The following is a 14,296-nucleotide window of genomic DNA, read 5'->3' on the forward strand; positions in this document are numbered from 1 at the left end:
ATCTGCTCGGGCGTGATCGCCTTGCCGGTGCCGGCGGCCAGTTTTCCCGCCTTGCTGGCTTTGCGCCAGTTGCTGAGTGTCTGCTCGGAAATGCCCAGCTCGCGGGCGACCTGAGCGGGGGATTTGCCTTCGGCCTCGACCAGACGGACCGCCTCTTGCTTGAACTCGGTGGTGTAGCTCTGCTTCGGGATTTTGTACATCGATACCTCCGTATGCCAGTTTATCTGGCTACGCTTGGTATCCGAAATTCGCGGTCAACCTCACGCCAAACGATCCTTGGGATCCAAGGACGCAACATCCTGAATGTCATCATCCTCATCCGGCAGTTCAGGCGCCTCCTCAAAAGGCGCCTCGCCACTTGATTCAGGTGCTTCTGTCTGTGCTGCGACAACTTGAGCGTCGGTACTTGCAAGGGGCTTGATACGTTGGAGTCGCGCTCGACGAACATCAACCGCCAGCTCAAAAGACTCTGCTTTTTCTTCTGCGATCTGGCCCGCGCCATGCTCAGTGGCGTACAGAAAACTTACGGGCGGACGCTGCGTAACGAGCGTCGTCTCGAAAAGCGCCAACTCCTTAAGCTTTACCCGTTTACGCAATGCGGTTACATCATCAACGACCGCTGTTGAGAACTCTTCCGCCTTTAGCCATACGCCGGCGAAAGCGTGTCCTCGCGTAAATATGAGAATGGGGTTTAGCCCTGCCTGCTCGATGGCGGAGCAAAACAGCAACGCAAGATCGAGACAGGTGGCAAGCCCAGAGTCGGCAATCTGCCCAGAAGAACGAATCTTCTGACCAGTGTGCTCAAAGCTTGCTGGCGGCAGCGCATAGTCGAGCTTCATGGCCACAACTGCACCCCAAATCGCCGATGCAAGCTCCCAGGCTCGCTTTGCCCCACCCTTGTATCCATCCAGGGCGGCATCTTTTCCGTGCTCTCTCAGTACATCCGCCGCCTTCTTCAACAGACGATCAATCGCGGGCTCGTTCGGCTGGACGAAGGCCGCAACCATATCCGGCATGTATGCAATGCCACCCCATTGATTTCGGGGCAACAGCTCTACCGCCTTGCTCACCGTGACAGGCAGATCGGGAGCTTCAGCCTCAACGTGCCGGAGGGTGATTGTTACCGTTGCCTGCTCAGCCTCGGTCAAGCGACTAAACAAAACACCGTCTAGCTGAACATCTAGATCTTGTAGTCGATAGGTCTGACCTGCTCCGACCGAGTCCAAACGCCAAGTTCGTGGCCTTACAAAGGCGGGGATCGCTTCGAGAACGACTTCGAGCGCTTTCGAATCCCGCTCTAACGTGCTGATGACGCGAAGTTCTCGGATGAGGGGGACAGCGTTTTGGAAATCAGCCAAGTTCAGCTTGGCTGCGAGTGTTGCCTCGATTTTCAGTTCACGAACGACCTCTTGCTGAGCCGCTTCTGGTTGTCCTTCTACCGGCTTCCCTTGGGAATCCATTGCGATTTCTGCCATTCGCATACCCCTGACGTCATTTCCACACGGGCCGTCTGGGGCCCTCCTCAAGTGCGACTTATAAGGTTTTCACCTCAAGTCAGTCTTCTAATGCCAGAACCAGTGTATTCAAGCACTTTGCATCAGCAAAGCCCAATATATCTGGAAGCCCCATCATTGCGACGCGCCACCTTCATTCGACGCCTTTTTTGCGGTGAATGGCTTGCCTGCGCGGTGAATGACCACCATAATCACCGCATGAATGGCGGCGATTATCTCTACATCTGGCAGGCTTCCGACTGGCCTCGCTGGCGCTACGACCTGGCGGTGCTGGCAGAGCCGATGGCACGGGTCAGCCATGCGCAAGGGCTGCTGCTGGGGCGATTAGCCGATATAGGCTTTGGCCTGCGCGATGAGGCCTGCTTGGTTGCGCTGACGGATGACGTCCTCAAGACCAGCGAGATCGAGGGCGAACACCTGAACGTCGCTTCGGTACGTTCTTCCATCGCCCGCCGTCTAGGGGTGGACATCGGCTCGCTCGCACCTGTTGATCGCCATGTTGAGGGGGTCGTGGACATGGTGCTCGACGCCACGACCAACAGTGCTCGCCCACTCACCACAGAACGCCTCTTCGCATGGCATGCGGCGCTGTTTCCAACTGGGTATTCCGGCCTTACCAAGATCAGCACCGGTACATGGCGGGATGACGCTAATGGGCCTATGCAAGTGGTGTCAGGTCCAGTCGGGCGCCAAAAGGTGCATTACGAAGCGCCGCCTGCAGAGTACCTGGCATCAGAAATGGAGCGCTTTCTATCCTGGCTGAATGACCCCGAGGCCACAGAGCCGGCCTTAATCCGCGCTGGGTTGGGCCATCTATGGTTTGTTACCCTGCATCCGTTCGATGATGGCAACGGCCGCATCGCCCGCGCAATTGGCGATCTGCTGCTGGCCCGTGCCGATGGCAGCCCACAGAGGTTCTATAGCTTGTCCGCGCAGATCCAGCGCGAGCGCAAGGCTTACTACGATATGCTGGAGCGCACGCAGAAAGGTACGCTTGAAGTCACTGAGTGGCTGCTGTGGTTCTTTCAGATGCTCGACGAAGCGATAAACCACGCCCACGGGATGCTGGATGCTGTGCTGGTCAAGGCCCGATTCTGGCAGCGGCAGCAAGGCACTCCCTTGAACGCACGCCAGATCAAGGTGCTCAACCGCCTGCTGGATGGGTTTGAAGGCAAGCTCACCACCAGCAAATGGGCCGCGCTGGCGAAATGCTCCTCCGATACTGCGCTGCGAGATATCAACCAGCTGCTTGAGCAAGGTGTGCTGCAACGCTCCGGTTCTGGGGGGCGTAGTACCAGCTATGAGTTAAAGGCCGACTGAGCAACAGTCGCGAGCATTAGGTAGAATAAAAAATCAGAAAGATTGGTATCTGTACTCGCCTAATGATGACAAGCAATCCTCGGGAAGTTAGACATTAAAAGGAAGTGATCCAAGTAGTCGAATTGCCGAATCGGATACAACCTCTTGATCGACAGCTCTCGTCTGACACGCTTGTCGAAGGAATACGCATACAGGGTCCAGAGAGAGAGATTCTGATGGATCGATCGCTAAACTCTTTACTTGACCACTCTTGTCGAAAATATCGATATACGGATGCGAGCGATCGGAATCAGCAATCATCGGCAACATTGCCTCGTAAATCCGGCTCATTTGCAGCTGTGGCATAGTTCGCTTGAGAGCCCTGTATATGTTGATTGCAGCCAAATCCAAGTCACCCCAAAAGAATACTTGGTTAGCTCGCAGCAAATCATTGAGTTGTGGGGGAGAACCTCCTCGAACGATCATGATTGGCCGGTCGTGATCCGAAGCACCTGTAGTGTGCAAACGCTCCTGCCCAAGGTAACTTAGACCAAAGCCGTATGTACAAATCAGTGCGACCTCTTGCGACAGCTCGCTACGTACAGCATTTTCAAACGCCCTTGGATTTTCAATCAGTAGTGTAGCAATTGGATGTGGTGGTCCAGCGCAGATTACGTATCGGGGAGAAGAATTCTGCATACGTAATGGCAACCCAAGGGCATCCATCATACGCCCGGACATCATCGATAGTACTTTCGAACTACCCATTAAATGACGTGCACTGACATTAAATCCTGCATCGTCAAAAGCGGTCGAGTTCGCCTCTGCCAGACGTTGCAAACAACGAGCCAAGGCATTCAGGTCCTCCAATCCCATCCCATTAAGCGCAGTAGATAGCCCAGACAAATCGACAATAGCGGCGGGAGCTACACCGGCAGCTTCTAGTGCTTGCTGCCACGCAACCTTATGCGGATCGACGACCAATGATTCAGGCGAGACTAAGAGATATCCGGACACTGGAAGGTCTCGGCTGTCCGCTTGGTAACTGAGTAGGCCGGCACGATATAAATCTCTGATCGCCTCATCAAGCAATACACGGGGTAATCCGAGCGAACTTGCCAGCTTGGGCATGCACGACGAAATACGTAGCTTACCGCTTGCACTTGCCAACTTGCGCAGCTCTACAAGCACGGCGGTGGCTTCGTCTGTAAAGCAGGGGTTAAAACTCATCATGCGCCACTGACCTCGACCGTTGACGTCCGAGTGATCGAAGAAAAGAACCCGACGGTGCCAGCCTCACGGCCATGCTCCATGAAAGACACTAGTCCGTCACCGGCATTGTTCGTCAGCTTCTTACCCACGTGATAGACCGGGAAAACTGTGTAATCGTTAGTCCAGGTAGGCGAGTGAAGGAAGCCGAGTATCTGGAAGTTTCCACCTAGATCGCGCAAGCCATTCAAGGCCTCGCCAATGATCTTACGATCAGAAAGCGTACTGAAGATGCCATCAATCAAGATGACACGATTGGCTTTTGAACGCGATTTAGCAGCCTGTGTGCTCGTCATCTCCAGCAGACCCCGTTCGATCTCGTACTCTGCCTGCCGCACGATCCACATAAACTCCAAGGCGATTTTCTGTCCGGTGGATAGTTTCTCTGATACATGGCTTTTTTTGCCACCCCAAATGCCGGCATTAACGAACTCAACAGAGGTGTTGGTGAATACGCACTGGATCAGCTTGTCCCTAAGCAGCCGCTTGAGTTGTGTTTCATCGGTACGCCGGATGGATCGTGACTTGGAATCTGTCTCCCTTGTCGCTAGCTCGACTTCATCCTTCAGGTCATTGATCAGGTCGAACACCGTTTCGTCTTTATTAATCTGAGTCTGGAAATGGAAGCGTCCATTGGGATACTTTTTCATCACCTTGTTCAGGATTGACAAGTTGTCCTCTGCACTAACGATTAGCTGCGTAAGCTGAGCCAGCGTGTCCTCACTAGTTTCCTCTGCGACTCGCTTGGCTTGTTGAGCCTCGCCTCTTTCTTTGTTCAGGCTGGCCTGCAATTGTTCGAAGAGGCTCATGAGCGCAGTCATGGTCTCCGGTGTGGCCTTCCTGATTTCGTCGATTTCGAGCGTGTTGAAGGCAGTTGCCGACGAGTCCGCCGGATCATCGGCAGCCGCGCAGAAGGAAGCATTGAGGTCGGTGTACTTTCTCAAGGCAGCTGCATACTGTGAGGCGATCTCCTTGTGCTCTTTAATAGCATCCTCAAGATTCATTTCCTGAATGGCCTGGGCAACTCTATCGACCTCATCCACCTGCCGACCGTAGGCCTCCAACTGAGCGCCGTGCAGGCACTGGATGAGTGCATGCATTGTGCCAAAGGAAGAATGAACCTCCGGTATCGCGTCGCCTTCTTCAAGCTCGCGTGCCTGCTCAGCAATGCTTCGGGTGCGGGCAACCCGACTGCCCACTTCGTAGGCCAATTCGTGAATGGACTTCGCTAGCCGTGACCACGCAGGGATCTCAGCATCAATGATGCGGCGCCACTCACTACCTGCCTTAGACGCGATATCGTTGAGCCTTTCGACTTCTCGATGCTTTTGGTCGATTTCTGCCTGTAACGCCTGATCGCTCTTATCCTGGTTCGCCTTGAAGGAACTCGCTCGCTCGAAATTTACGCGAGATGCGTCGATTAGCCGTTTGAGGTCGTCGTTGATAGCATCCTGAACGACAGCAAAGGTAGACATGAAATCGAGGTTGTCGGCATTCCCAGCAAACCCAATGGCGACCTCGTGCCGAGCAAGTTCACTTGATCCCCCCTCATCTTCAAAAGCCTGAGTCTGCCTCGCAATCTCAGCCTGTTGATCGCCTAAGTTCCCCAGAGTGACCGCTGCCTCGGCGATCTCGCTATCCAGCCCTTCAAGCTCACCGGTCAGCTTCGCGCTGAGATTCCGTATAATCTCGTGCTCCGCAAGGCCACCCAATCGCTGGTATGCGCGTGCATCGTCTCTGGCATTCAAGGCCTGCTGTGAAGCACGCTCTTTCGCCTTGCCCTCAGCCTCAAACAGCGTTCCGAGCTCAGCCTCCAAAGGAGGCAAGATTTCAGAGATCGCTTCAAGACGGGCATCCCCCCCCTTGGTAATGAAGGCTCTGGCACATCCCAGCACCTCCAATGCCTGCGGCGTGTTCTGCGTCATGAGTCGGTTGATCTGCATTTCAAGACGGTGTGCATCACCTTCTATGTCCAGGTATCGCTCCCGAGCTCGGTGATCAGCAGCCTCTTTAGCCCGCATTGCAAGCTGATAGTTCTGTCCACTAGGATTGAGTTTCGACAGTGCCTCGATAACTTCCTTGATCTGACCCTGAATCTCAACGAGCTCTTCTTGTATGCGTGTGTGCTCTGCTGCAGCAAATTCAGCATCCAGCAGAATATGGACTCGGCGCGATGTGTTACCGCCAATGAACCCGATCAGACGAGTATCCCCATCGCAGCTGACACCCTGCTCAATGGACCTAAACAGCTCGCTGCGCAGGATCAACGGAACGGCGACGCTAGCGGCCTGTAATGTTCCAGCGGCCAACTTGAGGTCCTCTAGCGTGTCGAACACTGGCGCCGACAGCATCCCAGACAATGCACTGAGGATGTCATTGCGAAGGTTCAGCTCCAAATCCTCTTCCAGAACCACCTGGTGCAACCGCTGGACAGATAGTCCACCGGCATCAAGAATGGCCCAAGCCTGCTCAAAGGCGCCATCTTCAACCGACCGCATCTGTTCAAGAGCCTGCAACTCTTTGCAGAGTTCGCTCTCGCGCCTCGCGAGTTCTTGCTGGGACAAGGTAAGACGGCCACGATTCTCGTCCGCCGTGGCCAACCAGTCCGCAGGCCTGATGTCTGGATGGGCGTCCTGAAACTGCTCAATCGCCTCTTTGGATGCCCGCAGTACAGCCATAGACTCGCGCGCGGCTATCAAATTGATGTTGGCAACTGCCAGTTCGCCCTGCGGATCACAGTTTATCGGGTCCGCCCCATCCCCAAACAGGCCAGCAAATAAGTATGCTTGGCTCTTGAGCGACGCAAGTTCGCTGGACTCTTCATTGAGTATTTGGATTTCGAGCTGCTTTTTCTGTACCGTCGTCGAAGCCTTGGACAAATCCTGAAGGGGGTCCACCGTCGTTGGGTCAGTAGAGCCAAATAACCGCCCGTACAGAGCCAGACCCTGCGCGTGCTGATCGAACTTGGCGAGTTGACTATTAGCTTGGGCGCATTGTGCACTCAGAGGGTGATGCTGGTTGCGAAGTTGGGTATGCAACTTTCCAGCCTCAGCGATAGCTTTCCCTATCCTTGTGGATTCCTCCCGGATGTGAGCCTTTTGCGTCTTTAGGTGTCCATATCGAGCCTTAGCTCCTTCCAATCCTTCAAGCCCATGGTGCTCCAGCACAGCAGTGTAGGTTTCCCAAGCCGCTGCTAGTCGGCCTCGCCGGACGTTGCGTTCAGCGATCGTTATCTGCAGTGTGAATTGCTGACCGCTAATCCAATTCTTCGCGGAGTTCGGCTCCGATCGATGCTCATCGGGTAAGAGATGGCCAATCTTGACGAAGTCCTCCCAGGCACCCTGGTTTTCCTGGCGATCCTTGATTTGAAGGTCAAGTTGCTTAATGGACTCTTGGAGCCCAACGACCTGGTTTAGCGCCGTGGCCTGGCTCTCCTTCTGCTGCGTTGCGCTCGCCTGCAGCTGTCGTACACGTTGGGCAGCCGGATTGGTATCGATCTGCTTCTCAGCCAAGTCAAAAGCACATGCCAGGACCTCCTTGAGTCCAGCGATCTTTGCCCCGGAAATTCCGGCGATGTCGTCAGGCATTGCCAAAGCGGAATCTTTGGGATAGCCCTTACGATAATGACCTCCGCCGGCCACACCTGATGAGGAAAATCCGAAATCGCAAGTTAAATCAATTACTTGCTTTCTAGGAGTGGGCGTCAGATGAGATTTACGATTTGCAACCTCATTAATCTTGCTGACGTCGATCCCGCTCAGCTCACTTAAGGCCTTGTCCAGCAATAGGATGCCGTCGTCACGAGTAATGACCATTCCCTTGAGGGCGACGAGAATACGAGGATCCTGCTCTCTAAGATTGGGTATACGACGCGGAATCCCAGGCATGGCGCATGGCCCTTCCTGAGCACCAAAGTGCCTCAAGAATGTGATGTCCTTGCGCAAGCTACGTAAAACCGCATCGCGCTGGCCCTTCAGGGCCTGTGCTGCGGCGCCGGCCTCCATGATCGGTCGGAGCTGCTCAATACCCGTTTCGCGAATTTTCAGGCGCCGCTCCTTGCGCACGATCTCTCGCTCAGCATCAACGATACGTGTAAGACTTTTTAGAAGGGTGTCCTCCACTGCGGATTCATCTTCCTCTGAAAATGAACTCAACAAGTTGCTCAGCAAATCAGGCGCTACGACCGACCGAAAAAAGGCGCCGTCGAAGGACTCCCCGGGTCTCGGAGTGAATTGAAAGAAGCTCGCATTTTTGTCGTCCGATCCCTTGAGCTGGTAAACCACGTTTCGGCGAATCACTTCCACGGGCAAAAACAAGCGGATGTGATCCTCCCACTCGCGTCGACTGGTGAACTTGTTCCATTTGCAGCCGCGTAGAGCCTTAGTCCGTGCGACAAACTCACTGTCAGGAACAGAGGCAATAGTCTTGCCGTCGTAGATGTAGCACGGCGAGTCTTCCAGCCTGCCGCTGTATGAATAGAAGATTGGCTGCTCGTTAGCGTCGTCGTTAAGCGCTACGCCGATCACATGAGTCTCGCCAAGCAGATTCTGAGGATCGATTTCTAGCAGGCTGGGAGCCACAAAGTTGTCCTCAGGCGGGCTCCAGAACTCGATCCTCGCATGTGTGTACCCGCGGCTCTTAGGTGCAACCTTCTCCCGGATTTGTTTGAGCAGTCGGGCGTCGCGACTCAGGAGATACAGGTGCAGTTCAACCAGAGAAGTCTTGCCGCCGCCGTTGGTGATGTTAACCAGTGCCGACTTGCCACCATCCATACGAAGCGTGATGCCGGTAAGCATTGGCTTCCAGTCAGCCGCGCGTCGATGCGCACTGATGCCTTCGGTGAGGTAATTGGTGACTTCCAGGCGCGATATCAGGCTCACAGTTCACTCCCTTGCATCTCGTTATCATCGGGTCTGGTCATCAGGTTATGACCCAAGGGGGCAATGGGCACCGATGAAGGACGATCACTGCTTACGACCATCAAAGGCGCCAGCGTACGGTCGAAGTTCTCCTTGATTTCGACCGCGGACAGCAGCGACTGCCGATATACGGCGTCGCTGCGCTCATCCAGCATGCCTCCGTCGCACATCAGATCCAGGAAACGCTTGGTATAGCGTGCGATGTCTGCGCCTTTCTCCGAAGTCAGGACTTCGTAGACATCACTGCTGGCCAATTCGGCAGGATTGAGCCTGCGGACAAATCCATTGATATGCTCCCGAACACTCTGTTCCAGCATTTCCCTGGTGAAAGTGGCGTCTAGCCACTTGTGTCGCTCATGTGGCCCGCGATCTCGCTGCGTATAAAGTAAATCCAGGTGAATCAGCCAAATCTGGGTAAACCAGATCTTGGCAGCTGTTGCACGACCGCTTGCGGAATCCATGCGCTCGGCAAGTCGCCCCATATCTAGTAATGGGCAAAGGCTGTCCGCGCGACGTGCGAGTAGATAGACCCGCGCCCCGTGTCCAATTCCAGGCACATCGAAGCTACTTAGCGTAATTAATGAGAAACCCTGTCCACTCATCAACTCCTCGAGATCCCTCATGTTCTCAATAGAGGCCTCACGGAGAATCACGGCAAGGTCCTTTTCGTCTCGCTGCAGACTTCTCCTGTCAGATTTATCCTCAATCTTTCGATATTTGATCAAAAAAGCGCTGATGCGGCCCATTTCATAAGGTGTCATGAGTCCTCGCTGACTTCATTCGATGCTCGCTTAAGCAACAGACTGGATGTCAAAGTTTCAAGCTCTGGGAGATGGGATCGAGAAAGTGATCTATTGAGCATTACCGCAACGGGATAATTGACCCACTCATCTGGGGCTGTCAGCGCTGTCACGAGGCAGTTGAGCGCCGCTACCTGATCGAATTCACCTAGACCTTCACGAAGGGCCTCGAGCAAGTCCAGCCCCCCATTTTGAAGTCGTTGCTCCAGCAATGGCTGATTTAGCCTCAGCCATTCCAGAAACCTGTCATCTCTAGGAACTTCGAACTCTTCAATGGAAATGCTCTGTATTGAGGTCGGCTGTTGAACCCGCGCCTTGACCAAGCCGGTGAAGTCGGTCCCTGCAGGCAGGACTCCAGAAGCAATGGCAGGTCCCAACATGGAAATGACCAGATCGATCTGGGTGACTGCTGGTGGTTTCTTGGCCCACTGCCGGGCGAGATCGAGAAACGAAGGAGCCTGCACCGAAGACTGGAGACCATGCATCGAAACTTCGGCCAGGCGCGTGAGCTCACGCCCATATCGCACAATGCCACCAGACAGCTCCTTGACCTTGGCCTTAATCAGACCTACCGGAACGTCATCCTCAATGGGCACATCTCGTCTGATTAGCGCATCCACAGCCAATCGAGCCTCCTCGACCAGCTCCACAGCTCGGCGCATGGTCTCGCGGTGAACATCCAGATCCGCGATTACATCTGGCCGTGACTTTCGCCCCCCCGATGCCTGCTCAATCAAGGCTGTTAGGGAGAGTTGTTCTGAGCGTAACTGCATTAGAAGCCGCTCAACGAAAACCAAAGCAGAACTCAGACGACCTGCTTCAATTGCTCGGATCAACTTCGTCACATCACCTTCGATATAGGCGATGTCCATAATGTCTAAAGTGTCCGACGCTAGTGCAATAGCGGTCTTGCCAACCCGAGAGAGCCTGAACTCCACGACATGGACTGCTTTCTCAACAAGAGCAGTATCTTTGTCTCCAATGACGTGTGCAGGCGCACCATCGTAGCTGTGTAGCAATCTCAGCTCCGTCGGTCGCGAAAGGACATTGAGCACATATTCGACGTCAACATCTACAGCCCAATCAAGCCTTCCACGGACAGCCTCCTGAATGGCGGACAGGGAGGAATACTCGTCTCCCGACGTCGTACCCAGCCCCTGCAAAACATCGAGGATTTCTTGTGCGAGGGCGAGGTAGATGCCGTCCCCCAAGCCGGGTCTTTCTTCTGTTTGATACTGGGGCGACTCTCCGCTGGCTCGCCGGGAGTCATGAAGATCAAGCAACCTTGCGGTCGCTTTTAGCAGAGGGGAGAAATCTAGCTTTAGCATAAATGACCCACGTTATCGCTTAGTGCAGCCTCCGATGAAGCTCACATCAAAAGACGCTTCCTGTCTTTGATGTAACACCTCACTGCAAGCAAAACGGAGCTGAATAGGACACCCCATGCGGTGCTCTCATAGCGTTGCAAAATCAAGCGCTTTATCAGTTCAGCAGACGGAGCCGCTATCTCGGGAAAATTCATTTGATTCACAAAATAAGCTCCTGCCAGGAGTATCGAAATAAACCCGACCACCCCCAGTAGGAGCGCCCACTGAGTTCGCTTAGAGAATGCAAGAACAATAAGAAACTCTTCGAGCCAGTACGGCATGCTATGCCCCCAATGCGTTGCGGGCTGCCAGAATCGCCTTTTCACTACCCTCGAAATCAACGGAAGCCACTGATCCATCCGATTTATGCTTAAACCGCAACCGGACCCCACCATGTGGCGCCGCTGCACGACGGGCCACCTCCGTGATTTGCTTCTCCGCGGCAGCAGTAATCGCTTTTGTAAGCTCCTGCTTCCCAAGCCCTTTCAGCGCCAACTTAATCATGCTTGGTCCTTCGGAGGGCACGGGTCATTCCCATACGAATCACGAGCACGAATCAACCCGTCTCGCCCGTGGATCAGCAGCTCACCTTGCCCCGAACGAGCCATCTCTCGACCGGCATCGATCGCCTCGGCTTGGGTGTCATACAGGTCGCTGGCGCGTTCACCGCCTTCTCGCAGCGTCCCCCATTTATCGCCACGCTGGACGATGTGCACATTGTTGCGATTTGCCATTTCTACTTCTCCTTACGAACACCCTTGAACGGGGTCTTGTCTGACGTCTTCACATCCATGAAGCGGCCAGTATCCGTGTCGCGCTTCACCCAGTGCCCAGAAGGAGTCTGAGTTTGGCTGCGATCACGCACTGCACCGATGCGGTGCCCATCTCCAGCAGGTGGATTCTTTGCCATGGTTGTCTCTCCAAATTATAGCCGCACATGCGACGTAAGATGATTAAACATCATCATTTTGATGATGTCAATAGATCATTGTTTGACTTTGAAAGAGGCTGCGACCAGAATTCGGGCCATGGAACAGCATGTGAATCATTCGCCCCTGGCAGCATTGCAAGGGCTCAGCCAAACTCAGCGAGAACGCCTTGCCTTCATTGAATTCCGGCTGTACTTCCTTGGGGATGTGAGTCGTGCCGATGTCATGACCCGCTTCGGTCTTGCTCCGGCCGGCGCTACGCGTGACTTTGCACTCTATAAGGAGCTATTGCCTGCCAACCTCCGCCTCGACGGGGCAACCAAGACTTATGTGATCACTGACAGTTTTGTTCCTGCCTTTGAGCACTCTGTAGAACGGGTACTCACAGCACTGTCTCAAGGCTTCGGGGATGGGCTTGGTCCTGCCACGGGCCCTCTAATCTCTTGTGAAGTGCCGGCCTCGCTGAATCGCCCGCGGCTTGATGTGCTAGCCCCTGTCACCCGAGCAATCCATCGAAAAAACCCAGTACGGATCACCTACACGTCCACATCCAGCGGTACAACTGAGCGAACAATCGTGCCGTTTGCGATGGTGACGGACGGGCTTCGATGGCACGTACGAGCCTATGACCGGAATCGCCAACGATTCTTGGATTTCGTCATCAGCCGAATCGACCAAGCTATCGAGCTGACTGATGACAAAGTTGAGGGCCATGAGTGCAGTTCGCAGGACATCCAATGGAACCGGATTGTTGAACTGGAGCTTGTCCCCCATCCGGGAAAGAAATACCCGGAAATTGCGGAGAAGGACTACGGCATGCAAGACGGCATGCTGCGTCTGAAAGCACGGGCGGCCATGGTTGGGTACATCCTTCGCCATTGGCATGTTGACTGCTCCACAAACCATGAGCTGGCCGACAAAGCTTTTCGGTTGTGGCTGCGTGACCCGCTAGTCCTTTATGGCGTCGAGACGGCGGAGCTCGCGCCGGGGTATAAGGCGCCGTCCCGCACTCAGTAATGCACGTTGAGCTCGCCCATCATGACTTGAAGTGCTAGTGGCTGCCCTCGCTCAATCAGCAGGGCTTGCATACCGACCCGCGTAGGCCCCGCCAAGTCTGCCTCGACTGAATCACCCACAAAAAGTACCTCTTCAGCGACACAGCCCAGTCGCTGCAGCACATAGGCATAGATTCTCGAGTCCGGCTTGATCGCCCCGACTTCGAAGCTCCAAACGTAGCAGTCGAGAGGTAGGCCAAGCTGAGCTAGGATGGGCGCAGCGTAAGGCTCTGCGAGGTTTGAGCACAACGCAAGCTTGAGTCCACGCTCACGCAGCATCGCCAAGGTGCCGTTGACGTCATCGAACAGCCGAATGCTCGATAGCTCAGCCTGCAGATCAGCTTCCAACTGCTGATACAACGCTTCCGGCAGGGAAACGCCGAGTCGGGCAGCCACCTCTGGAAGACTGCCGCGTTGTGCCATGACCAGCGCGGCATCATCCGCTTGCGGCTCTCGCCCCTGTTCCTCGGCATAGCGTAGCAGCCGCTTGAATGGTGCGCGGCGATCCCGGATTTCCGCCAGGGTGCCATAGACATCAAACACCACCGCCCGAATGGGCTTCAGTACGGTCGCCATACTGGCTTTCTCTCGTCGCTGAGCAATCGGTCACCGGTGATCCACGGCAGCATTCGGGCGATGTTGAGTGCGTCGTCCAATGCCCGATGATGTGCACCCTGCAATTCCAACCCACAGATGGTCAGCGCGCGCGACATCCCGACCTCCTTGCCTACCCGTTGTAGCTTGGTGAACTGCTTTTTGGCGTTGATGTGCGGCAAGGGAATCGGGTTCGCGATGCCATGACGGGCGATCTCAAGATCGATCTGCTTGCGATCATAGGCACCCCAGCTCATCCACACCGATTCGGCTTGGGCGTGCCGCAAAGCAAATGCCTTCAACGCTTCGCTGATCTCGGCAAAGGTCGGCGCAGGGTCGATGTCCTGTTGCTGGATACCGGTCAGTTGGGTGCAGAACTCCGTGAGCACCGGGCGTTCGATGGGGCGTACAAACGATTGGAACTGGTCAACGACGCGGCCATCCACCCCGGCCCAGCACGCACCAATCTCGATGATCTCCATCGCATGCGGCGGGATAGCCCCGTCGTTACTGCATGTCGCTTCCAGGTCGATCACCAGGATCACATTCA

The 14,296-nt window shown here is 54.8% G+C and carries 12 protein-coding genes; 2 read left to right on the top strand and 10 right to left on the bottom strand.

The window, feature by feature from the left end:
* Both C515_RS0112540 and C515_RS0112545 read right to left on the bottom strand, forming a co-directional pair.
* On the bottom strand, positions 1-200 hold a 200-nt coding region (locus tag C515_RS0112540; protein WP_028455820.1), incomplete at its 3' end, for a transposase.
* A gap of 60 nt (positions 201-260) precedes the next feature.
* Positions 261-1,475 (bottom strand): hypothetical protein, encoded by a 1,215-nt coding sequence (locus C515_RS0112545; protein WP_028455821.1) that lies wholly within the window; start codon positions 1,473-1,475, stop codon positions 261-263.
* A gap of 156 nt (positions 1,476-1,631) precedes the next feature.
* Between C515_RS0112545 and C515_RS0112550 the strand changes: the two genes are divergently transcribed.
* Positions 1,632-2,834, top strand: coding sequence for a Fic family protein (locus tag C515_RS0112550; RefSeq protein ID WP_211234051.1), 1,203 nt, complete (start codon positions 1,632-1,634; stop codon positions 2,832-2,834).
* Positions 2,835-2,921: 87 nt separating this feature from the next.
* On the opposite strand, the gene C515_RS23580 is transcribed toward C515_RS0112550, so the two are convergent.
* From C515_RS23580 to C515_RS0112580, 6 genes are all read right to left on the bottom strand, one after another.
* The gene (locus C515_RS23580) at positions 2,922-4,046 is read right to left on the bottom strand and encodes a hypothetical protein (RefSeq protein ID WP_144290449.1); all 1,125 of its coding nucleotides are present in this window, start codon (positions 4,044-4,046) and stop codon (positions 2,922-2,924) included.
* Positions 4,043-8,962 carry a coiled-coil domain-containing protein gene (locus C515_RS0112555; protein WP_144290450.1) on the bottom strand — a complete coding sequence of 1,640 codons (4,920 nt, stop codon included), beginning with the start codon at positions 8,960-8,962 and terminating at the stop codon, positions 4,043-4,045. Before C515_RS0112555 ends, C515_RS23580 begins: the two co-directional genes overlap by 4 nt.
* The gene (locus C515_RS0112560; RefSeq protein WP_144290451.1) at positions 8,959-9,762 is read right to left on the bottom strand and encodes a hypothetical protein; all 804 of its coding nucleotides are present in this window, start codon (positions 9,760-9,762) and stop codon (positions 8,959-8,961) included. Before C515_RS0112560 ends, C515_RS0112555 begins: the two co-directional genes overlap by 4 nt.
* Positions 9,759-11,129: a hypothetical protein gene (locus tag C515_RS0112565; protein ID WP_028455825.1), complete on the bottom strand. Its 1,371-nt coding sequence runs from the start codon at positions 11,127-11,129 to the stop codon at positions 9,759-9,761. Before C515_RS0112565 ends, C515_RS0112560 begins: the two co-directional genes overlap by 4 nt.
* Positions 11,130-11,450: 321 nt before the next feature.
* Complete coding sequence (locus C515_RS0112575) at positions 11,451-11,672, bottom strand: hypothetical protein (RefSeq protein WP_028455827.1); 222 nt, start codon at positions 11,670-11,672, stop codon at positions 11,451-11,453.
* Positions 11,669-11,902, bottom strand: a complete 234-nt coding sequence (locus tag C515_RS0112580) for a DUF2188 domain-containing protein (RefSeq protein ID WP_028455828.1) — start codon at positions 11,900-11,902, stop codon at positions 11,669-11,671. The genes C515_RS0112575 and C515_RS0112580 overlap by 4 nt, the downstream gene beginning before the upstream one ends.
* A 294-nt stretch (positions 11,903-12,196) precedes the next feature.
* On the opposite strand from C515_RS0112580, the gene C515_RS0112585 reads away from it, so the two are divergent.
* Complete coding sequence (locus tag C515_RS0112585; protein WP_051304906.1) at positions 12,197-13,114, top strand: WYL domain-containing protein; 918 nt, start codon at positions 12,197-12,199, stop codon at positions 13,112-13,114.
* Here the strand turns inward: C515_RS0112585 and C515_RS0112590 are convergent.
* Together C515_RS0112590 and C515_RS0112595 are read right to left on the bottom strand one after the other, a co-directional pair.
* Positions 13,108-13,728, bottom strand: coding sequence for an HAD family hydrolase (locus C515_RS0112590; RefSeq protein ID WP_028455830.1), 621 nt, complete (start codon positions 13,726-13,728; stop codon positions 13,108-13,110). The two genes, C515_RS0112585 and C515_RS0112590, sit on opposite strands and share 7 nt — an antisense overlap.
* Positions 13,713-14,291 carry a 3'-5' exonuclease gene (locus C515_RS0112595; RefSeq protein ID WP_028455831.1) on the bottom strand — a complete coding sequence of 193 codons (579 nt, stop codon included), beginning with the start codon at positions 14,289-14,291 and terminating at the stop codon, positions 13,713-13,715. Before C515_RS0112595 ends, C515_RS0112590 begins: the two co-directional genes overlap by 16 nt.
* Positions 14,292-14,296 lie beyond the last annotated feature (5 nt).

It is taken from the genome of Chitinilyticum litopenaei DSM 21440, from assembly GCF_000428145.1.
Lineage (GTDB): Bacteria > Pseudomonadota > Gammaproteobacteria > Burkholderiales > Chitinibacteraceae > Chitinilyticum > Chitinilyticum litopenaei.

Excerpts from the sequence above, each read along its gene's own strand:
- C515_RS0112560 (WP_144290451.1), bottom strand. The coding sequence starts at position 9,762 with ATGACACCTTATGAAATGGGCCGCATCAGCGCTTTTTTGATCAAATAT.
- C515_RS0112585 (WP_051304906.1), top strand. The coding sequence starts at position 12,197 with ATGGAACAGCATGTGAATCATTCGCCCCTGGCAGCATTGCAAGGGCTC.
- C515_RS0112545 (WP_028455821.1), bottom strand. The coding sequence starts at position 1,475 with ATGGCAGAAATCGCAATGGATTCCCAAGGGAAGCCGGTAGAAGGACAA.
- C515_RS0112575 (WP_028455827.1), bottom strand. The coding sequence starts at position 11,672 with ATGATTAAGTTGGCGCTGAAAGGGCTTGGGAAGCAGGAGCTTACAAAA.
- C515_RS23580 (WP_144290449.1), bottom strand. The coding sequence starts at position 4,046 with ATGATGAGTTTTAACCCCTGCTTTACAGACGAAGCCACCGCCGTGCTT.
- C515_RS0112590 (WP_028455830.1), bottom strand. The coding sequence starts at position 13,728 with ATGGCGACCGTACTGAAGCCCATTCGGGCGGTGGTGTTTGATGTCTAT.
- C515_RS0112565 (WP_028455825.1), bottom strand. The coding sequence starts at position 11,129 with ATGCTAAAGCTAGATTTCTCCCCTCTGCTAAAAGCGACCGCAAGGTTG.
- C515_RS0112580 (WP_028455828.1), bottom strand. The coding sequence starts at position 11,902 with ATGGCAAATCGCAACAATGTGCACATCGTCCAGCGTGGCGATAAATGG.